Consider the following 23,369-nt stretch of genomic DNA (forward strand, 5'->3'; position numbering starts at 1 on the left):
ATATATGGTAACCTTCTCAAGCTTAACACACTTTTAGTTTTTTATCAAAATTTTTATTTTATCATAAAATTATTTTACGCGTCAATACTTAAGAAGCAAGAAATTAAATTTACACAATACACTATAAAAATCGCAATTCCATTAACGGTTCCACATACATTCATTCTCCTTTAACACAAAAACACATCACTACATTTCAGTAGTGATGTGTTTTTGATAAAGCATAAATATCTACTTTTCCGTCTATATACTAACCTGCTTACTAACCGTTTCCCTCGCTAAAAGAAAACTCATAATCACTTGCGCTGCTACTCTACTCGTCATATCTCTGAAATCAAGAGTTGGATCAATCTCTACTATATCCATCCCTTGAACGAGCAGTTCTTTACCAAGGAATTCAATCGCATCTAGTAAAGTCGTACTATCCATCCCACCAGGCCCAATTGCTGGACAACCTGGTGCAAACGCTTGGTCTAGCACATCCATATCAAGAGAAATATAAATAGAAGTCACACCTTGATTTCTTAATATTTCAATACTTTCCGTGATAATATCTTTTATTTCTCGCTCTCGTACGTCTTTCATTGTATACACTGTTACACCATGCTCTATTGCATATTCATGGTACGCACGTGCATTAGAAAAATTACGAATTCCAATTTGAACAAGTTGTTTTCCAGTAATGACATCATTTTCTAGTAAACTACGGAATGGTGTACCATTTGACGGGCCTCCATCATCTAAATTACGTAAATCATGATGAGCATCAAATTGAATAATTCCGACCTTTCCTTTACTGTTTGCAAAACCTGTTATACTCGGAAAACTAATCGAGTGGTCACCGCCAAGAACGATTGGTATCATGTTCGGGTTTACTTTCGTTACATGCCCAACTGTTTTCGCAATTCGTTTATGACTTTCTTTTATATCCGTCACATGCATCGTAATATCGCCGCAATCATATAAGACACTTTCTTTCATATCGTGTTCTTCTGTAATTGCATATGTGCTATATGCATCTAACATCGCACGAATTGTTTTTGGCGCAAAACTCGCTCCTGAATGACTAATAGACGGTTTAGAAAGGGGTGCTCCAATTAAGGCAGCACCGAATATTTCCACACCTTCCTCCCAATCTTTAATCATCTCACTCCATTTCGTCACTTCACGATCAATAAACTTTGCATTTTTCTTTAAATAGTGGCCGTGCTCCACGATTGTTCACCTCTTGTATATGCAATATTACCATTCTTCCATACTGTATTCACATGACTTACGCCGTAATGATACGGTACGTAAGCATAATTGTAAGCATCCCATAAAACTAAATCTGCCTTACGACCAACTCTAATTTTCCCAGCTACATCACCACGGTTAATGGCATATGATGAGTTAACCGTTACGGCATTCCAAACTTCTTCTGGTGTCATTTTCAATTTTAGCATCGCAATGCTCATAATAAGCTGAATATTTTCAGTTGGACAGCTACCTGGGTTAAAGTCTGTAGCTAACGCAACTGCAACACCTTCATCAATCATTTTACGTCCACGAGCAAAGCTTTCTTTATTTAAATAGAAAGTTGTTCCTGGTAATAAAGTTGCTACTGTATTAGAATTTGCAAGCATTTCAATTCCTTTATCAGAAGCACCAACTAAATGGTCCGCTGATGCTGCACCGATTTCTGCCGCTGCTTCCGCACCACCAAGAGGGTCGATTTCATCTGCATGAATTTTCACATCAAAGCCAAGCTCTTTCGCTTTTAATAAAAATTCTTTTGATTCTTCTACAGAGAACACACCTGTTTCACAGAAAATATCAACGAACTCCGCTAATTGCTTCTCTTTCATTTCTGGTAGTAGGTCTAACATCCATTGTAAAAATTCTTTCGATCTACCTTTATACTCTTTCGGAACTGCATGAGCACCTAAAAATGTTGAAACTAAATCGATCGGATGCTCTTTTTGTAATTGTGCTGTTGCCTCTAATTGTTTCCATTCCGTCTCATCATCTAATCCGTAACCACTCTTCGCTTCTACAGTAGTAACTCCGAAAGATAGCATACGGTCTAAATGGAATTTCGCTTTTTGAACAAGTTCTTCTTTCGACGCCTGTTTCGTTGCATTTACAGTTGAAAGTATGCCTCCGCCTTGTTCTAAAATTTCTAAGTACGGAACTCCTTGTAGTTTTAGTGCGATTTCATTTTCACGAGATCCACCAAATACAAGATGAGTATGCGGGTCAACGAGACCAGGAGAAACCATTTTCCCGCCGCAATCAATAACTTCTCTCGCTTGTAATCCTTTCGCTTCTTCCGCTGTTCCAACGAAAGTAATTACACCATTTTCAATTCCAACCGCACCGTTTTCGATAACAGGAAGCGTGTTCATCGCTTCCCGTCTTAACAAGCCATCTTCTTGATCCATTGTTAGTAATTGACCGATATTTATTAGTAAAGTGTCCAGCATGTTTTCTCCTCCTTATTTCATCATCGGAATGTTAACGCCTTTTTCTTTCGCAGTTTCCACAGCTAAGTCATACCCTGCATCCACGTGACGAACAACACCCATACCAGGGTCAGAAGTTAATACGCGCTCAATTCGTTTTGCTGCTGCTTCTGTTCCATCTGCAACGATAACCATTCCCGCATGAAGTGAATAACCCATACCAACGCCACCACCGTGGTGAACAGATACCCAGCTTGCACCGTTTACACTATTAATTAATGCATTTAAAATTGGCCAGTCAGCTACTGCATCACTACCATCTTTCATCGCTTCTGTTTCACGATTTGGAGATGCTACTGATCCACAATCTAAATGGTCACGACCGATAACGATTGGTGCTGATAATTCACCATTTGCAACCATTTCATTAATGATGCGACCAAATTTCGCTCGCTCACCGTAACCAAGCCAACAAATACGTGATGGAAGCCCTTGGAATTCAACTTGTTGACGTGCCATACGAATCCAGTTACATAAATGTTCATTATCAGCGAACTCACGTAAAATTACTTCGTCTGTTTTATAAATATCTTCTGGATCACCAGAAAGTGCTACCCAGCGGAATGGTCCTTTTCCTTCGCAGAATAATGGACGGATAAATGCTGGAACGAATCCTGGGAAATCGAATGCATTTTTCAAACCTTCATCGAAAGCAACTTGGCGAATGTTATTTCCGTAATCAAATGTAATTGCGCCTTTTTCTTGCATAGCAAGCATTGCTTCCACATGTTTTGTCATACTTTCTTTTGATAATTGTACGTAGCGTTCTGGATCTTCTTCACGAAGTTTCGCTGCTTCTTCTAACGTGTAGCCTACTGGAATATAACCGTTTAATGGATCATGAGCAGATGTTTGATCTGTAACTAAGTCTGGTGTAATATTGCGCTTCACTAGTTCTGGTAAAATTTCTGCCGCATTTCCTAATAAACCAATAGAAATCGGTTCTTTCTTCTCTTTATACTCGTTCGCAACCGTTAACGCTTCTTCTAATGATTCTGTATACATATCACAGTATCTCTTTTCAATACGACGATCGATGCTGCGCTTATCAACATCAATAGCAATGACAACACCGCCGTTCATCGTTACAGCAAGAGGTTGTGCACCACCCATACCACCTAAACCAGCAGTAAGTGTTAATGTACCTTTTAATGAACCATCGAAATGTTGACGAGCTGCTTCACCAAATGTTTCATATGTTCCTTGTAGAATCCCTTGCGTTCCAATGTAAATCCAGCTACCAGCTGTCATTTGTCCGTACATCATAAGACCTTTTTTCTCTAGTTCTCGGAAGTGATCCCAGTTTGCCCATTTTGGTACTAAGTTTGAGTTCGCTAACAAAACGCGAGGTGCATCTTCATGTGATTTAAAAATGGCAACTGGCTTTCCTGATTGAACAAGTAACGTTTCATCGCTTTCTAACGTTTTTAATGAATCTACAATCGCCTGATAACTTTCCCAGTTACGAGCTGCACGGCCAATTCCGCCATATACAACTAATTCTTCTGGTTTTTCAGCAACTTCAGGATCTAAATTGTTCATTAACATACGAAGTGCAGCTTCTTGCACCCACCCTTTCGTTTGTAACTCTGTACCTCTTGGCGCGCGAATTGTTTGTTGTACTTTTTCCATTTCAATCTCTCCCTTTTCTCATTTTATAGTGCTGCGTTTACATCTAATCTTTCTTTTATCGAATAATTCGTTTTTAACCAATGCGCAATATTTTCAATATCTGTTGAGAATATACGGTCATTTTTAATAGATGGCACCTGCTGACGACCTTGATGGTAGAAGCTCTTCGTCACTGTACTCATGTTTTCAATTCCGCGATATTCTGCTGCTTGCATCGCACAAATCATCTCAATAGAAAGAACACGTCTTGCATTTTGAATAATCTGATGTGCATGGCGTGAAGCAATTGTTCCCATACTTACATGATCTTCTTGGTTAGCAGAAGACGGAATTGAATCTACACTCGCCGGATGTGCTAACGTTTTATTTTCAGAAACTAGTGACGCTGCAGCATATTGCATAATCATTGCACCTGACTGTAGTCCTGGTTCTGGACTTAAAAATGGTGGTAAATCATTTAATTGCGGATTCACTAAACGCTCAATACGGCGCTCCGAAATATTTGCAAGTTCTGCCATTCCTACTTTTAAGAAGTCCATCGCAAACGCAATCGGTTGACCATGGAAATTCCCACCCGAAATTACTTTTTCCCCACCATCAAAGATAAGCGGATTATCTGTTGCTGCATTCATTTCAATTTCTAATTTTTCTTTTACATAATTTAAAACTTGCCAAGAAGCACCGTGTACTTGCGGGATACAACGAAGTGAATAGGCATCCTGTACACGTAGTTCTCCTTGTTTTGTTGTTAATTTACTATCGTGAAGAATGTCACGAATTCTGCTTGCTACTTCCACTTGCTCTTTATAACCACGTGCTTTATGAACATTTTCATCAAATGCATCAATAATGCCTTGTAACCCTTCAATTGTCATTGAAGCAATTAGTTCAGCTTGATACGCCGTTGCTTCTGCTTCTATATAAGAAAGAACTCCTTGTGCTGTCATCGCCTGCGTACCATTAATTAACGCAAGACCTTCTTTTGCTTCAAGTTCAATTGGCTCAAGCCCTTCTTCTGTAAGAGCAACCATTGCATGAACGCGTTTCCCTTTATAGAACACTTCACCTTCGCCTAATAATACGAGCGCGAGATGAGATAAAGGCGCTAAATCTCCACTTGCACCAAGTGAACCTTGTTGCGGAACAACTGGATGAATTTTACGATTTACAAACTCAAGAAGCATATTTACAACAAGCGGCCTTACGCCTGATACTCCTTTAAGCATCGTGTTTGCTCGTAAAATTAACATTCCACGCGATACTTCTTCCGGGAATGGATCACCAATCCCACATGCATGTGACTGAATTAAATTATGTTGAAGTGCCTTTACATCATCTTTTTGGATAAGCACATCACTAAACTTTCCAAATCCAGTTGTAATTCCGTAAACGACTTTTCCGTCCTCTACAATTTTCTCAACTACTTCGCGGCACTCCGCTACCTTTTGCATACTAGTTGGACAAGCTGTTACACCTTCTCCTTCCAGTAATAACCTCTTCATTTCTTCAACTGTCAATGTATGTCCTGTTAACGTAATCATCATTTTTCCTCCTTAAAAAGGCAAAAGGGGACCTTATCTTTTTAAGACAGACTTCTGTCCTAAAAAAGTAAGGCCCCCTTCTAACTAATAGACTATGGGCAAATCATATGTGATTAATTCCTAAACCAATCGCCTCATGCTCAGATCCTTTTACAGGTGCACCAATCGTTCCATATAATGCAACAGCAACCCATTCGCCTTCTTTTTTTCCGTCGTATGGTGTACCGCGCACAATCGCAAAACGAAGTCCTACTGTACGAAGAACGTCTGCTAACTGAATTTGACCTCTCGTCACTCCGTACAAAGCTTCCATAATTGCATGATAAAGTGCATGTGTTTCTCTGTAAACATCTGTTTCAATAACTTGGTTGCTTTTAGCCGCTGTTTCCATTGCTGCGACAACCTTTTGCGAATTCATCGAACCCACTTTCCCCGTACAATACTTCCAACCTTTTGGAATGGATAATACAGGACTTTCATTCTCATCCGCAAGTGCCAACAGCATGGCCATACGACCAATTCGATGTGTTCCTTGAAGAAGCATGTGACTCTCTCATTTCTTTTGAATTATTTGAATATTACTTAATTTAAGAATATATGAAAACGTTTAAATCGTCAATAGTTTAAAATCATATTCAAACATTTTTTTCATCCCCATAATTTTGTGTACACAAATGATTTACACAAAATTTCCAGACGTGCTATAGTCTCACTAACAGATGCAAAGGGGCGAAATTTCAGTGACAAAACGAAAAGATATTCATTTTCGAATTGAAGAGAAATTACTTGAAAGGTTTGAATTAGCACTCCATTACGAAGGTTTAAAGAAAACAGATGTATTAACACATGCAATCCAACAATTTTGCACAAAGGTGGAATGCGACAAAATGAATGATGTAAAACGTCAATATAACGTTAGCAACCATTTACAAACACGCATCGACACACATACACATTACGAAGAAAAACACGTAGATTTAGATAAACTCGTCATTAAACATTTACAACTTCAAGGGGAAGAAAACATATTAGAGGTTGGGTGCGCTAGTGGAAAATTCCTTTCCCTTTTACAAACAAATGGTCATAAAGGCCCATTAACCGGGTTTGATCAATCCGAAGCTATGCTTGCTGAAGCTGCTAAAACAAATAACTTAATAGAATGGAAACGAGGGGATGCTAGTAAACTTCCTTTCGAAACAAATTGTTATGACCTAATAATTGCAAGACATATGTTATACCATGTGAAAGATGTTGAAAAAACAATTCAAGGATTCCATAAAGTAATTCGTCCTGGCGGAACACTTTTAGCTACAACAAATTCTAGCGTTACACTACCTCGTATAGTTGAAATGTGTAACCGTATGTTAGACGCATTTGATTTACCGAAAACAACATCATCAGTCACTCCATTTTGTTTAGAAAACGGTAAAGAGATATTACAATCTGTTTTTCCAACTGTTGAAGAAACAGTTATTCATAATGCTCTCGTTTTTCATCATGCTACTCCGATTGTAAACTATATTTCTAGCATGTTCCCATCGCTAAATATACCCGATAATATGTATCTTCAAGCCGAGATGAAAGAATGGCTAACAGAAGAAATCAACCAGGAATTATCTCTCCATAACGGTATATGGCGCGATCCAAAAACGTTAGTAATTTATCGGTGTCAAAAAGAAAAAAGCTAGCATTTGCTAGCTTTTACACGTTTTCTCGTAAAAGTTTCTCCATTACTACATTGCCTTTACCACAATAAAAATCTGTATTATGTTCGTCTGCCACTCCAAAATAAGAGGCAATTGCTATTCCAAATGGTACAAATGCATGCCCTTGTGCTGTAATGATATTTGAGTGTTTCACAACTTCTTCATACACAAAATTTTCTACTGGAAAACAATCAAATTTTTGATAATCTATAGTCGCAGTATAAGAAATCCTTTTAAATAACCCTGCTTTTGCTAGTGCATACGGTCCAGCACAAATTGCCGCCACTAATTTTTCTTGTTCATGAAATTGACGAATGATTGAAAAAAGAGGTTTTGCATCTTCCAACTGTCCTTCTTCTCCACCTGGAATAAGTATCCCCTCATACTCATCTACACGTGCTTCACTTACTTCTATATGCGGCTGCACTTGCAATCCAGTTTCACTTATAACCAATTCTTTAGTTAAGCCCGCTGTAATGATTTCATATTTATTTTTCAGCAATGCCGTCGCTACTGTTATTTCAAACTCTGCAAATGTTGAGTATACAAATAAAAGTATTTTTTTCATAGCCCTCTCTCCTTTAACCAGTCCATAAAATATACCTCTAAATCGTCCACTGTTAATCTATTCGTGTCCACATAAGTTACAGGAAATTTTTTATACCAGTCTTTTTCAGTTTCTACTAATTTAAATTGCTCCTCAAACGTACTTCTGTTTCTTGTTCTATCATTATTTTTTCTATCATATACATTCTTTTTCGTAACATCTAAGTAAAAAATCACATCCGAACGGCATGCTCTTAATTTATATAATTCATCTTTCAATTCAGTTTCTATATCCCACTCTTCTCCTATAATCGTTGGATAAAAGAGTGTAAAAAACTCAATGTCTTCTGGTCCGCGATCAAAAATTACGACTGAATCTTTCACATTTTGAAACTCCTTTATTTTTGCTTCCATAAACATTTTTTGATTCATAATAAACCCTACTTTTGAATTCATGTCTAAATTCAATTTTTTTCGCTTCTCTACAATTGGATATGGATTTTCATATATAACTCGAAACCCTCTCTTTTCTAACCTTTTTGCTAATGTTGTTTTTCCGCTAGCCATCGGCCCTTGCAGTGAAATTACGTATGCCACACCTCTCATTCCCTTACACTTTAGTACACCTATAATATACAGAATCTTGAAAACTCTCAACATTATATATATCATCTTGTTTCTTATTCTTATCTAACTTATAATGAAAAATAGAGATTATGACGGACGCATCAATAATGTAAGCTTGGAAATCCAAGCTTACATTATTTTTTGCTTTCTCTTTTCTAATAAAAAGAGTATACTAGATTAGAACGTATGTTCTTAATAATTACATACAGTAAGGAGATAGAACAATGGTATACGACACAAAAGCAATTTCTTGGAATGAATCTTTAAAACAACTTCAACGCCGCTATACAAACAAACAAGTTGACCGAAAAGAATTTGAGGATATTGAACTGATGGAATTCTTCCGCGATAACGACTACATTTCTTTACCTACACATATAAGCGGCCTATCAAAAACACGTTTTACTTCTTACTCTATTTTCACAACTGAAGATAAAGATCGTAAAGTTGGCACACTTATTATTGAGTATGTTGAAGACGATAATAATAATTTATGTGTTGAACAACTATACTTCGTTTAAACTATAACGCTTGGTCAAAATGACCAAGCGTTCTTGCTTTCTATGAATCTCACTGTATATAATATGAATAAAAGAAAACCGCTATCATTAAGGGGGGATATGCGTGCTCGAAGGATGGTTCGGTTGGTTCATTGTATTATGGACGGTTATTTTATTAGGGCTTATGTCTATCGGTGGATACTTTATGTTCAGAAAATTCCTGAAACGATTACCAAAAGAAGACGGCATGTCCATTTTGGATTGGGAAGAACACTACATAAATAAAACGAGACATTTATGGGATGATGAACAAAAACAATTGTTAGAAGAGCTTGTAAGCCCTGTTCCAGAACTATTTCGTGATGTTGCAAAATCAAAGATTGCTGGCAAAATCGGGGAACTTGCATTACAAGAAAATGCCTCTCAAATTACACAAGACTTAATTATTAAAGGGTATATCATTGCCACACCAAAGCGTGATCATAAATTTTTAATAAAAAAACTACAAGAAAAAAAGATTGATTATTCTAACTATCGATCTTTACTCGCAAAGTAACTTCATATTATTTTCGATAAAAAAGACAGCGCCTTTGACGCTGTCTTTTTTATTTGGTACATATACAGTTTTTAAGTTAGCTTCATATCTTTTTCATTATAAAAACCATCTTCTTTTTCCATTTCCTTCTGTAATTTCGTAAAGGAACGATACATTGCAATTCTCCATGACACAATCATCGCAAACGCAAGTAAGAAGAACATGCCACTAAGTTGTCCTAAATCAAGAGATTGACTTAAGTAGGTTTTAAATACAATCCGCACTACAAGTAATCCAATTAATATGAAAACAAAGGCTTTTGAACGCTTCAAATAAATCTCTTGTCCTCTAATTTCAAATTTAGATGTTTTAATAAGAAAAATAGAGAAAATCAAACCGACACCAATTGCTTCTAACATTTCTGCTGGAGTTAATCGAAATTCAGGAAAAACATACATCAATGCACCCGTACTCATAAAAAATGGTGGAAGTATAATTTTTTTCAATGTTGCAGGTTTCTTAGCTGCTTTTAAACGAATAAACATCGCACCGACAGCCATACAAACAGCAACGATACTTGATAAAAGAACTATGTTCATATTTTCTCATCCTTTTTTGTGGCTATATGCAAAATATACTTTCATTATATGCTTTTCCGTTAGTATTTCCAACATTTTCGCAGAATAATACTAAAAACCAGTAAAACCACCAAATAAACTTGAGAAATATACGATAATTTTCGTCATCCAGTTAAAGTATAGGAAGACACCCATAACAATCATAATATATCCTCCGACTTTCATGAAGGCCATACTATTTCTTTTAATCCAAGACATTTTCGTAATAAAGAATGACAGTACGAAAAACGGGATTGCAAATCCAAGTATGTAAGCAATCATATATATCATTGCTGATTCTGGATTTGTTGCTGCTAATCCAATTACAGACACTAGAATTGGTCCGGTACATGGCGTCCACCCTGCTGCAAAAGCTAATCCGATTAGTACTGATCCAAAATAGCCACTTGGACGATTTTTAAATGTAAATTTACGGTCTTGCATTAAAAATTTCGGCTTAAACACCCCGACAATAATTAAGCCGAACACGATGATAAATATACCACCTAACTGTCTGATTAAATCTTTATAGTCAGTAAAGATTCCTCCAATAAAACTTGTACCAAATCCAATTGCAATAAATATAATTGAAAATCCAAGTAAGAAAAACGCTGTATGTATCATACTTCTTTTGCGAAGCATTGCATTTTCTTCTTTCAATTCAGAAACCGACATACCTGTTATGTACGATAAAAATGCCGGATAAAGCGGTAAGCAACATGGGGAAATAAATGATAAGAACCCGGCGCCAAACGCTAAAAAAATACTAATATCTTGCATCATTCCACTCCTCTCCCTAAATATTGTAACAAAAACACATAAAAATACTATGAACAATTCGTGAAATCACTTTTACAACGTGGCAATAAGAAAAACCGCACTTCCTCACAGTTTCTAATAAAACGTTTTCATTTCCTTCTATTATATAGAAAAAACCCAAATGGATTATAAAACTCCTTTAATTGTTATTACCATAACAAAGGTAACATAGTTTCTCAAATAATTAGCACGTTACTAGTACGTCTATATACATATTGGTTTAAAAAATATTTTTTTCAAATGCTATCTCTATACAATGTAAAGTTTATTTTATAATACTTCTACTATTAAAAATTTCAAGATTATGCATAAATATCATACTTTTATTATTATTCTATAAAATGTCATACTTTTCTTTCATTTGACCCTTTATTTCTAATTTTGTATACTTCCCTCTAGTTATATATTTTCGATACGGAACAACTTCATATAGATGGGAGGAATTTTTCATGCTTCGTTATTCTCTTTTAGTTTTATTAGGAGCGTGTAGTTATGGAATTTTAGCTCTTTTTGTTAAGCTTGCATATGCAGAAGGATTTTCACTTGGAGAGGTAATTGGCAGCCAATATTTGTTCGGTTGGATTATTTTGCTTGCTATTACACTTCTATTTTCTAGACATCGCGTTCCTTTAAAGCAAGCATTACTTTTATTCGTTGCAGGAACATCTGCAAGTTTTACCGGAATTTTTTATTATGCTTCATTAAAAACTGTACCAGCTTCTATTGCAATTATTCTTTTATTCCAATTCGTTTGGGTCGGAATTATCATTGAAGCAGTCGCAACAAAAACATTACCTTCAAGAGAAAAAGTTATTTCTGTTATTTTCTTACTTGTAGGGACATTTTTATCAAGTGGTTTACTTGAACAATCAGTAGGTGCTTTCGATACGACTGGGGTCATTTTAGGTTTATTATCTGCTGTTACATTCGCAACATACATTTTCGTAAGCGGAAAAGTTGCTGTTGAAGTACCTTCATTACCGCGCGGTGTTCTCTTAATGACTGGTGCTTTAACTTTAGTCATGATTGTATTCCCACCAACATTTATTTTTAATGGTGCCATTTCTCAAGGTCTTTGGAAATACGGTTTAGGATTAGGAACATTTAGTATCGTTATTCCATCTATTGCCTTTACAATCGGGATTCCAAAAATCGGTTCTGGCTTAGCGACTATTCTTGGTGCAGCGGAACTACCAGTTACAACAATTATGTCAGTATTCGTTTTAAAAGAGGCTGTACTATCTTCACAATGGTTCGGTGTATCTCTTATATTAATTGGGATTGCAATCCCGCAAATTGCATACGCAATGCGTGGACGTTATCGTAAACATCATACGCATAAAAAAGTCGCAGCATAAAGTGAAACTTTAATTAGTTGAACCAATCGGGCTTTTATGGGATAAACGAGAGAGGATTTTCATTTGAGAATCCTCTCTTTTATTGTTGTATACTTATGGTAAATATTTTGCTGAAGAAAGAAGGCATACTACATGGTATCTATTTCAAATCAACTAAAAGAAAAACTTATTTCCATCCGTCGACATTTACATGAGTATCCAGAACTATCATATGAAGAGTTCGAAACAACAAAAGCAATAAAAAATTGGTTAGAAGAAAAAAATATTACTATCATTGATTCCAATTTAGAAACAGGAATTATCGCTGAAGTGTCTGGTAATAAAAACGGACCAATTGTAGCAGTTCGTGCTGATATTGATGCCCTTCCTATTCAAGAAGAAACACATTTGTCCTATGCATCTAAAGTACGAGGGAAAATGCATGCTTGTGGACACGATTTTCATACAGCTGCTATTTTAGGTACTGCTTTCTTATTAAAAGAAAGAGAATCTTCCCTAAATGGAACGGTTCGCTTCATATTCCAACCAGCTGAAGAAAGTAGTAATGGCGCTTGCAAAGTTATTGATGCTGGACATTTACGTAATGTGCAAGCGATTTTCGGCATGCATAATAAACCTGATTTACCAGTAGGTACAATTGGCATTAAAGATGGTCCACTGATGGCTGGAGTTGATCGATTTGAAATTGAAATTCACGGAGTTGGTACACACGCGGCTGTACCAGATGCTGGCGTAGATCCTATTGTCGCATCCTCTCAAATTGTGATGGCACTGCAAACAATTGTAAGCCGAAATATAAGTTCATCTCATAATGCGGTTGTTAGTGTTACAAATATTCATGCAGGAAATACGTGGAACGTGATTCCTGAAAAAGCTACGTTAGAAGGAACGATTCGCACGTTCCAAGCTGAAACACGTGAAAAGATTCCAGCACTCATGGAGCGTATTATTAAAGGTGTATCTGATGCATTAGGTGTAAAAACGAAATTCCGTTTTTATTCAGGTCCTCCTGCTGTTCACAACGATAAAGCTCTTACAGACTTATCTACTCAAGTTGCCACAAAGATGAATCTTAATATCATCTCGCCTAGTCCGTCAATGGCTGGAGAAGATTTCTCATTTTACCAACAGGAAATACCAGGTTCATTCGTCTTTATGGGAACGAGCGGTACACATGAATGGCATCATCCTGCTTTTACAATTAATGAAGAGGCACTGCCTATAAGTGCAGAATACTTTGCTTTACTAGCCGAAAGAGCACTTAAACAATTCTCATAAAAAAAGCCGTTCAAAGTGCATCTCAGCACCCTGAACGGCTTTTCTTATTAAGTTAAATCACGTTTTAAAAACACAGTATATGAAATACATAAAAATACGAACAAATAAAGTAGTAACATACATGATGCAAACGGGAATGTTACTCCATCAATAAAACTTCCATTCTTTGAAATACTATATAAATCTGTGTTTGCTGGCAATAAATATTTCGCCCAGTTATATCTAGTGGCTGCTAATAACGCAATATTGCCTGATAAAGCAAGGAATAGTGAAATACCAATTGCACCTCCACTAGATCTCGTTAACACAGAAATCATAAATGCAAACGATGCATACACAACCGTTGGTAACCACGATAAAACATAATATTTACTTGCTTCCACAAAAATATTTTGTTTTATTATATTTCCATCTTGGAAAATAAACTCACTCCATGCAGGCTGTTGGAATTTATAAATAACAAGTCCACATAAAGCGGAGAAAATCATATTAAATATAAACAATAAAGCTGCAAATATAACGATTGCTAAAAACTTTGCTGTTAAAATTTTAAATCGACTCGCCGGACGGATTGTTAAAAATTTATATGTTCCCCAGCTATATTCATTCGCAAAAATTGTACTTGCATACACGAGGATAAATGGGAGCAAAATTGGAAATACGATAAAACCTGTATCTCTCATGAAAGAAAGTGGAGAACTGCTTGCCGGTGCTGTATCTGTATCTAAATGCTTCATCTTAAGCTGGTATTCTTTTACAAGCTCATCCCCTGATTTTTCTGCTAAAATAACTTCTTTTTTCATGCCAAGCTTTTTCTCAATTTCTACAGTACGTTCTGTATAATCTACTTTCCATCCTTTTGTTTCCGGTTCAAAATACTTTACCGTAACCCACCCTAATCCGATTATTAATACTGCAATAACCGCAAATGGAATAATCGTTCGCTTCCGCTTAAATATTTTATACAGTTCGTTATATACTAAATTAAACAATATCTTTTCCCCCTGTTAATTCTAAAAATTGCTCTTCTAACGTTTTTCTTTCTTCATATACACGATACACTTGAATATTTTTCTCAAGCAATGTACGAATAACATTTGGGATTTCTTCATCTTTTACATTAATAAGTAATTCATTATCTTTTACTAAAACATCATGCCCTAATATTTCCGCTGCTTTATTCGCATCATCTACACGTATACGGATCGTCTCCATCTCTTCGCTTTGGCTATGCTGAATATTTTGCGTAGCCACATATTCCCCGTGCTGAATAATGATAACTCTGTCACACATTAATTCAACTTCTGAAAGTAAGTGACTTGATACAAGTACAGCTTTTCCTTGTTCATGTGCAATTTTTTTTATGTACATTCTCATTTCATGTATTCCACTAGGGTCTAATCCATTTGTCGGTTCATCTAGTATCAACACGTCTGGATCGTGAATAAGCGCCTGAGCGATTCCTAAACGTTGTCTCATGCCGAGTGAATACGCTTTTACTTTGCGATCAATTACTTGTCCCATCCCTAACAATTTCACTACCTCATCAATACGTTCTTCGGTCACATTACCATTCATTCGTCCGAAATATGTTAAATTTTCATACCCGCTCAAAAAAGGATAAAATTCGGGTGTCTCAATTACCGCCCCAATTTTCGCAGCGGTTTTTTCAAATTGCTGTTTCACAGATTGACCATCAATCCATACTTCACCTTCTGTCATACGGATCATACCAACCATCATTCTCATTAAAGTCGTTTTTCCAGCACCGTTTGGTCCGAGTAAACCGACAACCTCGCCTTTTTTCACTTCAAAACTAATATTTTGTACAAGTGTCTTTGAGCCGATTCGCTTCGTTAACCGATCGACTTTTACAATTGATTGTTCATTTGTCATTCTATACAACCTTTCCTTCCTATTCTTTGTCAGGTCTTTTCACTGTAACATGATTATTTTTATGTGTAAAATTGAAAAAAGCATGATTTCTCATGCCCTTTCTTTTAATCGCAACGAATTTTCATCTTTTAAACTTCGAACAAATCGATAACATTGCATCATCGTTATTAAAACGACAGTCATCATAATTATACTAATAATTACAACTGCATATATTGTAATTGGCGCACTATTTACTCCTTGTATCCCTGCGATTTTCATAAAGATAACCGTAAATAATTTTAAAAATAACATCCCATTAACTAATCCAAAAACAAACGCTGCTCCATAAATGAATAATTGCTCCTGACATAATAAACATAGTACTTCTTTTCTTTTTATATTTTCTGCTACATAAGATGTAAACTCCTCTCTCCTCACTAGCAAAAGGGAGTACATCATTTTATATGTAGTAAAAATACATATGAAAATTAGTACAATAAACAGTGTGTAAAAATACATTTGAAATACAAATGCATCCCCTACTTTCAAAATAGCTCCTTCATTAAATTGTAACGATATCATAAAAAACAAAATCATAGTACTCATAGCAATCCACATAAATTGCTTCATCCTTTTGGTAGCAAATGTTCTAATATTTTTTCTCGCTAACCGACATAAAGACATAAAATTCTTCCCCTACCTTATTACATACGCATTCTATACTACTAGTGTATAAAAATATGACATTTTAAACATCGCACTACAATCGGAATTTCTTCTAAGTCTTTAGTCCTAGAAAACGAAATGATAAAAAATCACATTTAGAATATAATTGTAAAAAGGAGGAGATTGCATGCGTATAAAATTACTATCAATCTTGTGTTTATTATTACTCACAAGTTGTAGCCAAATAAAAAACAATGAAGTTGCCGTTGTTGAGCCATACAAATTAACAAAAGAGCAAGCTTCTATTTTACAAATGACTCCTTTTCAAGAAGGAAATAGCATGTTTTATAACGTTACTCTTAAAAATGATAAAGATGAAATAAATGCTACAATTGATTATTATAACAATGGTAAAAAAACAAAAGAAATTGCTAATATAGCTACCTCACATTTTTCAAAAAAGAAAGTAAAGCTTTCTTTTTTACCACCACATTTCCAATTCGATAAAGATATACAAGAAAAAAGGCAGTGGTATCTGAATATTGAAGGTGGTTCAACACTTGTTCCTGAAGAAGCGCCACCAAGCGTAAATAGCTCTGCAACTACTACAATCCAATCTATAAAAAATTTAAAATACAATCAAAAAACAACTTTAGCTGCTGTAATCCAAACCAGTAAAGAAACTGTAAGCGTTCCTACCATTGATGAAGAAACAGGTATTGATCTACTCTTAAAAGAAAATGAACACGTTTATCTATTTAGTATCGAGCTAAAAAAAGAACAATAAAGCGGAAATGCAACTTAAGTTGCATTTCCGCTTTATTGTTTAATAAGGTGTACTTTTATGAATTTGAATTAAATCCATATTCTGTTACTACTATTGCTCATCTTCTACTTCTATTCTTTTCTTCTCTCTTGCAATTTTTAAAAACTCTAGTAGCTCTGGATTACTATTCATTTTTTTGTAAGCCACTGACATTTCTGCAACAAAATTAGAATCATATAACTCTTTATATACAACTTCTGTTTTATATAACTTATTTGCCGACACGGGTATTACTGTAATTCCAATCCCTGCTGCTACAAGCCCCATAACTGTTTGATACTCTGTTGCTTCTTGTACAATACGCGGACTAAATCCAACTTCTCTGCAAAGAGATAAAATTGTATCATACAAAGCTGGCCATACTGGTCTCGTAATAAATACAAACGGCTCATCTCGTAAATCTTCTATATGTATTTCATCTTTCTCTGCAAGTGGATGTGCCTTTGGTAAACATAAGGTGCAAGATAACCTTTGAATTGGCTCTAATTCTAATAATTGCGTTGGAATTGGTGGACGTAAAAAGCCAATATCGATACGGTTATCATGAAGTGCATGAACTTGATCTGGTGTTGACAATTCATGTAATGCAACAGACACTCTCGGAAATTTTTTTCTATATTCCCTAACAATTGATGGTAAAATATCATATATCGCCGCACCTACAAAACCAATTGAAAGTGATCCTACTTCTCCCCTTTGCGCACTTTGTGCAACTTCTACTGCTTTTTCAATTTGTTCAAACGCCTTTTTTACTTCTTTTAAAAACATTTCTCCTGCTTCTGTTAGTTCAACCTTTCTTTTCGTTCTTGAAAATAATGTAACTCCCATTTCTTTTTCTAATTGCTGTATTTGTTGACTAAGTGGTGGTTGTGTCATTTGTAAACGAGCAGCCGCCCGTCCAAAGTGTAACTCTTCTGCCACAACAACAAAATATTGCAAATGCCGTAATTCCATTTTTGGACACCCTTTTCACTTTCGATTAATATGTCTAATATATTAATAACATATAATTTATATATTAGACAAATATTTTGAATGAACGTATAGTAGAAATTGTTAATTCTTTTTTACAATTTTTATGTAAAAAAAGAAAGAGGTGGTTACTGTATGAAATGGTGGAAGTTAAGCGGACAAATTTTATTACTATTTTGTTTCGCTTGGACAGGTGAATGGATTGCAAAACAGGCACACCTCCCAGTTCCAGGAAGTATAATCGGTATTTTTTTATTATTAATTTCATTAAAATTTAACCTAATTAAAAAAGAATGGATACAGGACGGAGCAGATTTTTTATTAAAAGAACTTATTTTATTTTTCATCCCTTCTGCAGTCGCTGTCATACGTTACAGAGATACACTAACACAATATGGAATCGATCTCATTTTAATTATTATGATTAGCACTCTTTGCGTTACCTTAGTTACAGGACTTTTAACAGAATTGCTACTAAAGCGGAAAGGATCAACGCAATGATCGGATTTCTTTGTTTACTATTAACACTATTCACATATTGGCTATCAAAAAAAATGTATCAACGCTGGAATTGGAGTCTACTTTCTCCTCTTCTCGTCTGTCCCATTATTTTAATTGCTTTATTGCTCGGATTAGATACACCTTATGAAACATATGAATCTGGTGGTCACTGGTTAACTGAATTATTAAAACCCGCAACAGTTGCTTTTGCATGGCCAATCTATAAATACTTTGATTTATTAAAGAAACATGGAATGGCTATCTTACTTAATGTCATTGTCGGTTCGTTTTTATCAGTCATTACTTCAGCACTACTAGCAAATTATTTTCAAATTGATTCATCACTAGAACATAGTTTAGCGCCACATATCGTAACAACACCAATCGCAATGGCTATTTCAGAAATGATTGGTGGTATGTCACAATTAACTGCTGTATTTGTCGTTTTAACTGCCTTAACAGGAGCATTGCTCGGCCCTTCTCTCATACGTATTTGCCGTATTAAAACAGCAATCGCAAAAGGTATTATGTTAGGAACGAGCGCAAATGGAACCGGTACATCAAAAGCATTCGAAATCGGTCCTGTGGAAGGAACAATTGCAAGTTTATCCATGCTTTTAACAGCAGGCGCTAGTTTAGTTATCGTTCCGCTTTTCTTGTCTTGGATACATTAAAGAAGCAAGTATTTACATACTTGCTTCTTTATCTATATATTGGCACAGCAATTCATAATCCTCTGGAAAAGCTAAACACAATTGTTCAACTTCATGTATCCCTTTCCAAGCAATTTCATGTATTAACTCATCAGGGTCTTGGATTTTCATATTACCGCCTATTTGTTTAACAAAATAATAATGGACATACACTGGAACACCGTATGTAATACCCTCTTTTTCATATATTTTATTTACAACTTCCACATTGTAACCTGTTTCTTCCCAAACTTCCCTGATACAACATTCTTCTAGTGTCTCTCCCTTTTCAAGTCCTCCACTTGGGACAGACCACCTTTTTTCTTCTCCCTCTTTGCCCTGCAGTACCATTAAAACTTCATTTCTTTCATTTACACATACCGCTGCACTACCTATCCATCTCTCCATAAACATCCCTCCCCTACTAAAATTCGCCTTCTTTATTATTTTCCCCTTGAAAAAAAAGAGGAAATAATAAAACAATGACGAAAAGTTACATCAACTTCATAGACAATCCCTTCTTAGAAATTAAAACTGGAAGGATGAAAATATGATTTCTAATTATGTCGTGGAATGTGTCTTTTGTGAAGAAAATCGAAAACCTCGCCAAGCTATTGTCACAGTTCCCGCCACTACTCAGCTACTAGCCCTTGAAAAAGTGCGCGCGGAATGCAAACGTCGCTTTGGAAAAACTGTATTATTGCAAACAGAAATTAAAGAAGAAATAATTTTCGAACAAAAAGAAAGCTGACCATAAATTGGTCAGCTTTCATATCCGATCATATTTTCACATGAAGATTAGGGGCATCCTCTTTAAGGATCGGGATTTTCCCATTATGTACGTTCCATAATGGTCATCGAACAATATATTTCTATGCAATTAACTATTGAATAGAATAGGGCAAAACTTGTTCGCATTTTTAGAAAAGGGATAGGGATATAATTCAAGTAGTACTTCGAATACTCGAACTTTACACTCATAATATTAAAACAAATCCTTTTATATGGGAAATATGAATTACCTATATAATTCATTCGTAAAATATATTAATAGTTTGCTATATTAATTTTATCCCGCTATTTGTAGGCAGTAACCCCCTGCTGATTATAATTTCACTTTATTCCATCAATAGCATACAACCAGCTAAAACCGGTGTCATAATCATCGAAAACCTCAAAAGCGTTCGCGGTGCATAATTTGTAAACTTCGCGCCAATGTATGCCCCTAACATGGTCCCAATCAATACTTGTAATAACAATATATAATCTAAATATCCTTCCGAACTATATCCTATCCCGCCTCCAATTGCAATCGGTAATATAACAAGCATTGTTGTCCCTACAGATTGCTGAATCGTAAGTCCCAATAGAACCATTAATCCAAGTTGAATAAACGGTGCAGAACCAATCCCAAATGAACCAGCCATCATTCCAGTAACTAATCCAAGGCATACACATTTCAACAAGTAGTTCACGGAAAACTCTTTATGTTTATATAAAGACGACTTTTCTTTGTTTTGGAACATAATTAATTTAATAAACATAAAAATTGCCGATAAAAATAACATCCCAGCTGTAAACCAATGAAGAAGATGTGCTGGTATAAGTGAACCAAATTTAGAACCAATATAAGAGCCAATTGCGCCAAATCCCCCAACAATCCCGCCTATAATAAGTGCAACATTGCCTTCACGGTAATGACTTACAACACCTGATAATGTCGTAAATGCCATTGCAGTTAAAGATGTTGCAAGAGCAACATGAATAGGGATTTGGAATACTAAAGTGAGTATCGCGATAATAAACCCAGCTCCTCCAGCTCCAACAAATCCTAATAAAATACCCATTACTAACATTGTTATAATTATTGCCACAGACTTTCCCTCCAATAACACAATTATCCATCATATTTATCCTTACATACAAATAAAAAGCATCCTAGATGGATGCTTTTTATTTCAATGATATGTACTTAATCTTGATTAATCAAAATAACTGCTGGACCAGCGACCACCACTCCAGCTACTTCTATCTTTTCAAATTCCTTTACTGTAATAGAGATAACTCCTTCTCTTTCCATCAATTCTTTACTCAGGACATCAGTCGGGATTGCTTTCACCGTCTTACCTCCTTTTCATTTATACAATATGATAAAGTGAAACTTTAATGAGTGGGGTTTTTGTCCGTACTTATTAATTATTACCCCTCACCAATCGGACTAATAATCACCCAATGCATCTATATATATGCATCACCTCCGCTTTCATTCCTTATTCCACTCAAAAACCTTCTCCCCCTTCCGTGACATATTGAAAAATAAAAAAGAAGCTATAACATATAGCTTCCCTCTACGTTTCTTTAATCTTTATGCACCGTATATTCCATGACTTTTCCATCTCTATCAAATTGGAAAACAAGCTGTTCGCTATCTATTGGAATAAAGCCACGTTCAGTCCCAAGATAATACAAAGTGGTAACTCCTTCTTCCCCACTTCTCGTTTCCGTTGGAGCTCCTAACAATTGTATAATTTCTTCATTTGATTTCTCTATTAATTTATATTTTTGTAATAGATCATCTACCATATATACCCGCTTATCTGCATGATTTAACCATCTATTTTGATTAAACTTTGATGTATATTCATTTACACTTAGTTGTACAGTGCACACTATTAATGGTATGAGTGCTACTATTAACCCCCCCAACATTTGCTTCTTTTCTTCATTACGATTTTTAGAAACATATAAAATAGCCCTTTGAATCATGACTAATAAAACAAATGGTATGAATACTACAAAAATGCTCCTTACACTTAAGGGTATATGGACCATATCAATGACGAATATAAATAGAATGTACATTACTATATACAAACAAAAATAGACATACAAAATGCCACGTAGCATAGCGTTCAGAAAGATCTCCCCTTTTAACTCACTATATAATTCATCCGGCTAATCATTTCTCGAATCTGTTCTAATTCTTGCACTGTATATACTACTTTCCCTGCTAAGATTTCATTTCTGAAGAACGTTACAATTTGCTCCCGATCTTTTAATCTAGGTGTTTCCTCACTAGAAAGATCTATTATTTCTTTTCCATTTTCATTATAAAAATATACAACTGGTTTTACCTTTTCTTTTATACTATTAGCCTGTATTTCATTCAAACAATTGTATAAAATTTTAGATAGTTTCTTCGCCTTATATACTGGATTTCCTTCATTTTTCACTTGCATAGTTGACGAATCTTTACCTACTATATATTCAAATGTCTCTTCTTTTTCAACTTCTTGTTGATACTTACCCATTTCATCAATCATAAATGAATATATACCAGCATTTTCTTTCGTTAAACCATGAATTAATTTCTCGTTCCATTCTTTCGTCTCCAGTAGATAAATACCAGTTTTGCACAAGATGAGATGATGGATTCTATTATCGTTTATTTCACTATTATTTTTAATAAAAACATTCGGCATGACTTGAAATTCAGCATCTAATATGATGCCTTGCTCTATGAATCCTCGCTTCATATAATGTAATGTTTCGTACGTATTCATTTCAGCACCGTTTTTAGTATATTCTCGTAAATTTGCAATTAATTTTTGAAACATATGTATTTCGTTATTATGTTTATTTTGCATTTCACTACGTTCTTTACTATGCTGCATAGCTAATTGATTTTTCATCATACGCATATTTTCAATTTCTCTATTTGCACTTACTTGTAAATCATTGTATTTTTTCTGTTCCATATTTTTTAAATTATTTTGTTGTTCTTTATGCTCTATCACCGTAGCTGCAATTTCGTTTTCATACGTTTCAATTGCTTGTTTCTTTTCAAATTCTACTTGCTGACTCTCTGATTCTAACTGTTTATTTTTATAAAACAGCACAAATACTACAGCTAATAATATTAAAACCGCACCTATTAGCACATAATTCATATTTTTACCCCTTTATTTCATTTTCTATTATTTTTTTAAAATATATCTACTATAGTATACTATGGTTTCGATATAGACTTTGTAAAAGTTGTATATTTTTAATAAAGTGAAACTTTAATCAGTGGGGGTTTTGTTCCTTCCCCACTGATTATTAGTTGAACCAATCGGGCGTTTACTGGCAATTGATCCCCCCTAACTTCTTTGCTTCCGCTGAATTTTGA

At 35.1% G+C, this 23,369-nt stretch carries 28 protein-coding genes; 9 read left to right on the forward strand and 19 right to left on the reverse strand.

Annotated features, from left to right (window positions below; all coding sequences use genetic code 11):
* Positions 1–243: 243 nt before the first annotated feature.
* The 5 genes from hutG to hutP all read right to left on the reverse strand — a co-directional run bounded on the left by hutG (position 244) and on the right by hutP (position 6,221).
* Positions 244–1,215 carry a formimidoylglutamase gene (hutG, locus tag HMPREF2590_RS20845; protein WP_000399827.1) on the reverse strand — a complete coding sequence of 324 codons (972 nt, stop codon included), beginning with the start codon at positions 1,213–1,215 and terminating at the stop codon, positions 244–246.
* A complete protein-coding gene (gene hutI, locus HMPREF2590_RS20850; RefSeq protein ID WP_000887540.1) occupies positions 1,194–2,465 on the reverse strand; it encodes an imidazolonepropionase in 1,272 nt (423 codons plus the stop codon). Before hutI ends, hutG begins: the two co-directional genes overlap by 22 nt.
* A gap of 12 nt (positions 2,466–2,477) precedes the next feature.
* The gene (hutU, locus tag HMPREF2590_RS20855; RefSeq protein WP_000416946.1) at positions 2,478–4,136 is read right to left on the reverse strand and encodes a urocanate hydratase; all 1,659 of its coding nucleotides are present in this window, start codon (positions 4,134–4,136) and stop codon (positions 2,478–2,480) included.
* 23 nt (positions 4,137–4,159) lie between these two features.
* Positions 4,160–5,677, reverse strand: coding sequence for a histidine ammonia-lyase (gene hutH, locus HMPREF2590_RS20860; RefSeq protein ID WP_000631875.1), 1,518 nt, complete (start codon positions 5,675–5,677; stop codon positions 4,160–4,162).
* 103 nt (positions 5,678–5,780) lie between these two features.
* Positions 5,781–6,221, reverse strand: a complete 441-nt coding sequence (gene hutP, locus HMPREF2590_RS20865) for a hut operon transcriptional regulator HutP (RefSeq protein WP_000926516.1) — start codon at positions 6,219–6,221, stop codon at positions 5,781–5,783.
* Between the two features lie 196 nt (positions 6,222–6,417).
* Between hutP and HMPREF2590_RS20870 the strand changes: the two genes are divergently transcribed.
* Positions 6,418–7,365 carry a class I SAM-dependent methyltransferase gene (locus tag HMPREF2590_RS20870; protein ID WP_000166755.1) on the forward strand — a complete coding sequence of 316 codons (948 nt, stop codon included), beginning with the start codon at positions 6,418–6,420 and terminating at the stop codon, positions 7,363–7,365.
* Positions 7,366–7,378: 13 nt separating this feature from the next.
* On the opposite strand, the gene HMPREF2590_RS20875 is transcribed toward HMPREF2590_RS20870, so the two are convergent.
* Both HMPREF2590_RS20875 and HMPREF2590_RS20880 read right to left on the reverse strand, forming a co-directional pair.
* Positions 7,379–7,951 (reverse strand): DJ-1/PfpI family protein, encoded by a 573-nt coding sequence (locus tag HMPREF2590_RS20875; RefSeq protein ID WP_000722229.1) that lies wholly within the window; start codon positions 7,949–7,951, stop codon positions 7,379–7,381.
* Entirely contained in the window at positions 7,948–8,535 is a 588-nt protein-coding gene (locus HMPREF2590_RS20880) for an AAA family ATPase (protein ID WP_001986424.1), read from the reverse strand. Before HMPREF2590_RS20880 ends, HMPREF2590_RS20875 begins: the two co-directional genes overlap by 4 nt.
* Before the next feature lie 245 nt (positions 8,536–8,780).
* Here HMPREF2590_RS20880 and HMPREF2590_RS20890 point away from each other — a divergent pair, with 245 nt between their 5' ends.
* Positions 8,781–9,077, forward strand: a complete 297-nt coding sequence (locus HMPREF2590_RS20890; protein WP_000262400.1) for a hypothetical protein — start codon at positions 8,781–8,783, stop codon at positions 9,075–9,077.
* A 103-nt stretch (positions 9,078–9,180) separates the two neighbouring features.
* On the forward strand, positions 9,181–9,612 hold the full coding sequence (locus HMPREF2590_RS20895) for a DUF2621 domain-containing protein (protein ID WP_000889367.1): 432 nt from the start codon (positions 9,181–9,183) through the stop codon (positions 9,610–9,612).
* 71 nt (positions 9,613–9,683) lie between these two features.
* Here HMPREF2590_RS20895 and HMPREF2590_RS20900 read toward each other — a convergent pair whose 3' ends face one another.
* From HMPREF2590_RS20900 to HMPREF2590_RS31255, 3 genes are all read right to left on the reverse strand, one after another.
* Complete coding sequence (locus HMPREF2590_RS20900) at positions 9,684–10,190, reverse strand: CcdC family protein (RefSeq protein ID WP_001028440.1); 507 nt, start codon at positions 10,188–10,190, stop codon at positions 9,684–9,686.
* 90 nt (positions 10,191–10,280) lie between these two features.
* Positions 10,281–10,988 (reverse strand): cytochrome c-type biogenesis protein CcdA, encoded by a 708-nt coding sequence (gene ccdA / locus HMPREF2590_RS20905; protein WP_001152676.1) that lies wholly within the window; start codon positions 10,986–10,988, stop codon positions 10,281–10,283.
* A gap of 16 nt (positions 10,989–11,004) precedes the next feature.
* The gene (locus HMPREF2590_RS31255; RefSeq protein WP_071686460.1) at positions 11,005–11,154 is read right to left on the reverse strand and encodes a peptidase T; all 150 of its coding nucleotides are present in this window, start codon (positions 11,152–11,154) and stop codon (positions 11,005–11,007) included.
* Positions 11,155–11,476: 322 nt separating this feature from the next.
* Here HMPREF2590_RS31255 and HMPREF2590_RS20910 point away from each other — a divergent pair, with 322 nt between their 5' ends.
* Both HMPREF2590_RS20910 and HMPREF2590_RS20915 read left to right on the forward strand, forming a co-directional pair.
* Positions 11,477–12,385: an EamA family transporter gene (locus HMPREF2590_RS20910; protein ID WP_070861508.1), complete on the forward strand. Its 909-nt coding sequence runs from the start codon at positions 11,477–11,479 to the stop codon at positions 12,383–12,385.
* Positions 12,386–12,517: 132 nt separating this feature from the next.
* Positions 12,518–13,663, forward strand: a complete 1,146-nt coding sequence (locus HMPREF2590_RS20915) for a M20 peptidase aminoacylase family protein (protein ID WP_000253676.1) — start codon at positions 12,518–12,520, stop codon at positions 13,661–13,663.
* 47 nt (positions 13,664–13,710) lie between these two features.
* Here HMPREF2590_RS20915 and HMPREF2590_RS20920 read toward each other — a convergent pair whose 3' ends face one another.
* From HMPREF2590_RS20920 to HMPREF2590_RS20930, 3 genes are all read right to left on the reverse strand, one after another.
* On the reverse strand, positions 13,711–14,655 hold the full coding sequence (locus tag HMPREF2590_RS20920) for an ABC transporter permease (RefSeq protein WP_000482763.1): 945 nt from the start codon (positions 14,653–14,655) through the stop codon (positions 13,711–13,713).
* The gene (locus tag HMPREF2590_RS20925; RefSeq protein WP_000180622.1) at positions 14,648–15,559 is read right to left on the reverse strand and encodes an ABC transporter ATP-binding protein; all 912 of its coding nucleotides are present in this window, start codon (positions 15,557–15,559) and stop codon (positions 14,648–14,650) included. Before HMPREF2590_RS20925 ends, HMPREF2590_RS20920 begins: the two co-directional genes overlap by 8 nt.
* Before the next feature lie 90 nt (positions 15,560–15,649).
* The gene (locus HMPREF2590_RS20930; protein WP_000050627.1) at positions 15,650–16,225 is read right to left on the reverse strand and encodes a hypothetical protein; all 576 of its coding nucleotides are present in this window, start codon (positions 16,223–16,225) and stop codon (positions 15,650–15,652) included.
* A 169-nt stretch (positions 16,226–16,394) separates the two neighbouring features.
* Here HMPREF2590_RS20930 and HMPREF2590_RS20935 point away from each other — a divergent pair, with 169 nt between their 5' ends.
* Positions 16,395–16,994 carry a hypothetical protein gene (locus HMPREF2590_RS20935; protein WP_001220607.1) on the forward strand — a complete coding sequence of 200 codons (600 nt, stop codon included), beginning with the start codon at positions 16,395–16,397 and terminating at the stop codon, positions 16,992–16,994.
* 90 nt (positions 16,995–17,084) lie between these two features.
* Here the strand turns inward: HMPREF2590_RS20935 and alsR are convergent, their stop codons facing one another.
* On the reverse strand, positions 17,085–17,987 hold the full coding sequence (gene alsR, locus HMPREF2590_RS20940) for an acetoin biosynthesis transcriptional regulator AlsR (RefSeq protein WP_000423235.1): 903 nt from the start codon (positions 17,985–17,987) through the stop codon (positions 17,085–17,087).
* Between the two features lie 153 nt (positions 17,988–18,140).
* Here alsR and HMPREF2590_RS20945 point away from each other — a divergent pair, with 153 nt between their 5' ends.
* Both HMPREF2590_RS20945 and HMPREF2590_RS20950 read left to right on the forward strand, forming a co-directional pair.
* Positions 18,141–18,506 carry a CidA/LrgA family holin-like protein gene (locus HMPREF2590_RS20945; RefSeq protein ID WP_000872361.1) on the forward strand — a complete coding sequence of 122 codons (366 nt, stop codon included), beginning with the start codon at positions 18,141–18,143 and terminating at the stop codon, positions 18,504–18,506.
* Positions 18,503–19,180 (forward strand): LrgB family protein, encoded by a 678-nt coding sequence (locus tag HMPREF2590_RS20950; RefSeq protein ID WP_000578965.1) that lies wholly within the window; start codon positions 18,503–18,505, stop codon positions 19,178–19,180. Before HMPREF2590_RS20945 ends, HMPREF2590_RS20950 begins: the two co-directional genes overlap by 4 nt.
* Positions 19,181–19,192: 12 nt before the next feature.
* Here the strand turns inward: HMPREF2590_RS20950 and HMPREF2590_RS20955 are convergent, their stop codons facing one another.
* The gene (locus tag HMPREF2590_RS20955) at positions 19,193–19,606 is read right to left on the reverse strand and encodes an NUDIX hydrolase (protein ID WP_000442982.1); all 414 of its coding nucleotides are present in this window, start codon (positions 19,604–19,606) and stop codon (positions 19,193–19,195) included.
* A gap of 142 nt (positions 19,607–19,748) precedes the next feature.
* On the opposite strand from HMPREF2590_RS20955, the gene HMPREF2590_RS20960 reads away from it, so the two are divergent.
* Positions 19,749–19,949: a DUF3903 domain-containing protein gene (locus HMPREF2590_RS20960; protein ID WP_000625226.1), complete on the forward strand. Its 201-nt coding sequence runs from the start codon at positions 19,749–19,751 to the stop codon at positions 19,947–19,949.
* Positions 19,950–20,316: 367 nt separating this feature from the next.
* On the opposite strand, the gene HMPREF2590_RS20965 is transcribed toward HMPREF2590_RS20960, so the two are convergent.
* The 4 genes from HMPREF2590_RS20965 to HMPREF2590_RS20980 form a co-directional block, all read right to left on the reverse strand.
* Entirely contained in the window at positions 20,317–21,072 is a 756-nt protein-coding gene (locus HMPREF2590_RS20965; protein ID WP_000974667.1) for a sulfite exporter TauE/SafE family protein, read from the reverse strand.
* A 98-nt stretch (positions 21,073–21,170) separates the two neighbouring features.
* On the reverse strand, positions 21,171–21,317 hold the full coding sequence (locus HMPREF2590_RS20970; protein ID WP_000644411.1) for a BC1881 family protein: 147 nt from the start codon (positions 21,315–21,317) through the stop codon (positions 21,171–21,173).
* A 239-nt stretch (positions 21,318–21,556) separates the two neighbouring features.
* Positions 21,557–22,105 carry a hypothetical protein gene (locus HMPREF2590_RS20975; protein ID WP_000943749.1) on the reverse strand — a complete coding sequence of 183 codons (549 nt, stop codon included), beginning with the start codon at positions 22,103–22,105 and terminating at the stop codon, positions 21,557–21,559.
* 23 nt (positions 22,106–22,128) lie between these two features.
* Positions 22,129–23,148 (reverse strand): NERD domain-containing protein, encoded by a 1,020-nt coding sequence (locus HMPREF2590_RS20980; RefSeq protein WP_001110274.1) that lies wholly within the window; start codon positions 23,146–23,148, stop codon positions 22,129–22,131.
* Positions 23,149–23,369 lie beyond the last annotated feature (221 nt).

This window comes from Bacillus sp. HMSC036E02 (assembly GCF_001836235.1).
Classification (GTDB): domain Bacteria; phylum Bacillota; class Bacilli; order Bacillales; family Bacillaceae_G; genus Bacillus_A; species Bacillus_A cereus.

Excerpts from the sequence above, each read along its gene's own strand:
- hutI (WP_000887540.1), bottom strand. The coding sequence starts at position 2,465 with ATGCTGGACACTTTACTAATAAATATCGGTCAATTACTAACAATGGAT.
- hutU (WP_000416946.1), bottom strand. The coding sequence starts at position 4,136 with ATGGAAAAAGTACAACAAACAATTCGCGCGCCAAGAGGTACAGAGTTA.
- hutH (WP_000631875.1), bottom strand. The coding sequence starts at position 5,677 with ATGATTACGTTAACAGGACATACATTGACAGTTGAAGAAATGAAGAGG.
- hutP (WP_000926516.1), bottom strand. The coding sequence starts at position 6,221 with ATGCTTCTTCAAGGAACACATCGAATTGGTCGTATGGCCATGCTGTTG.
- HMPREF2590_RS20875 (WP_000722229.1), bottom strand. The coding sequence starts at position 7,951 with ATGAAAAAAATACTTTTATTTGTATACTCAACATTTGCAGAGTTTGAA.
- HMPREF2590_RS20880 (WP_001986424.1), bottom strand. The coding sequence starts at position 8,535 with ATGAGAGGTGTGGCATACGTAATTTCACTGCAAGGGCCGATGGCTAGC.
- HMPREF2590_RS20890 (WP_000262400.1), top strand. The coding sequence starts at position 8,781 with ATGGTATACGACACAAAAGCAATTTCTTGGAATGAATCTTTAAAACAA.
- HMPREF2590_RS20900 (WP_001028440.1), bottom strand. The coding sequence starts at position 10,190 with ATGAACATAGTTCTTTTATCAAGTATCGTTGCTGTTTGTATGGCTGTC.
- ccdA (WP_001152676.1), bottom strand. The coding sequence starts at position 10,988 with ATGCAAGATATTAGTATTTTTTTAGCGTTTGGCGCCGGGTTCTTATCA.
- HMPREF2590_RS20910 (WP_070861508.1), top strand. The coding sequence starts at position 11,477 with ATGCTTCGTTATTCTCTTTTAGTTTTATTAGGAGCGTGTAGTTATGGA.
- HMPREF2590_RS20915 (WP_000253676.1), top strand. The coding sequence starts at position 12,518 with ATGGTATCTATTTCAAATCAACTAAAAGAAAAACTTATTTCCATCCGT.
- HMPREF2590_RS20925 (WP_000180622.1), bottom strand. The coding sequence starts at position 15,559 with ATGACAAATGAACAATCAATTGTAAAAGTCGATCGGTTAACGAAGCGA.
- HMPREF2590_RS20930 (WP_000050627.1), bottom strand. The coding sequence starts at position 16,225 with ATGTCTTTATGTCGGTTAGCGAGAAAAAATATTAGAACATTTGCTACC.
- HMPREF2590_RS20935 (WP_001220607.1), top strand. The coding sequence starts at position 16,395 with ATGCGTATAAAATTACTATCAATCTTGTGTTTATTATTACTCACAAGT.
- alsR (WP_000423235.1), bottom strand. The coding sequence starts at position 17,987 with ATGGAATTACGGCATTTGCAATATTTTGTTGTTGTGGCAGAAGAGTTA.
- HMPREF2590_RS20945 (WP_000872361.1), top strand. The coding sequence starts at position 18,141 with ATGAAATGGTGGAAGTTAAGCGGACAAATTTTATTACTATTTTGTTTC.
- HMPREF2590_RS20950 (WP_000578965.1), top strand. The coding sequence starts at position 18,503 with ATGATCGGATTTCTTTGTTTACTATTAACACTATTCACATATTGGCTA.
- HMPREF2590_RS20955 (WP_000442982.1), bottom strand. The coding sequence starts at position 19,606 with ATGGAGAGATGGATAGGTAGTGCAGCGGTATGTGTAAATGAAAGAAAT.
- HMPREF2590_RS20960 (WP_000625226.1), top strand. The coding sequence starts at position 19,749 with ATGATTTCTAATTATGTCGTGGAATGTGTCTTTTGTGAAGAAAATCGA.
- HMPREF2590_RS20975 (WP_000943749.1), bottom strand. The coding sequence starts at position 22,105 with ATGCTACGTGGCATTTTGTATGTCTATTTTTGTTTGTATATAGTAATG.
- HMPREF2590_RS20980 (WP_001110274.1), bottom strand. The coding sequence starts at position 23,148 with ATGAATTATGTGCTAATAGGTGCGGTTTTAATATTATTAGCTGTAGTA.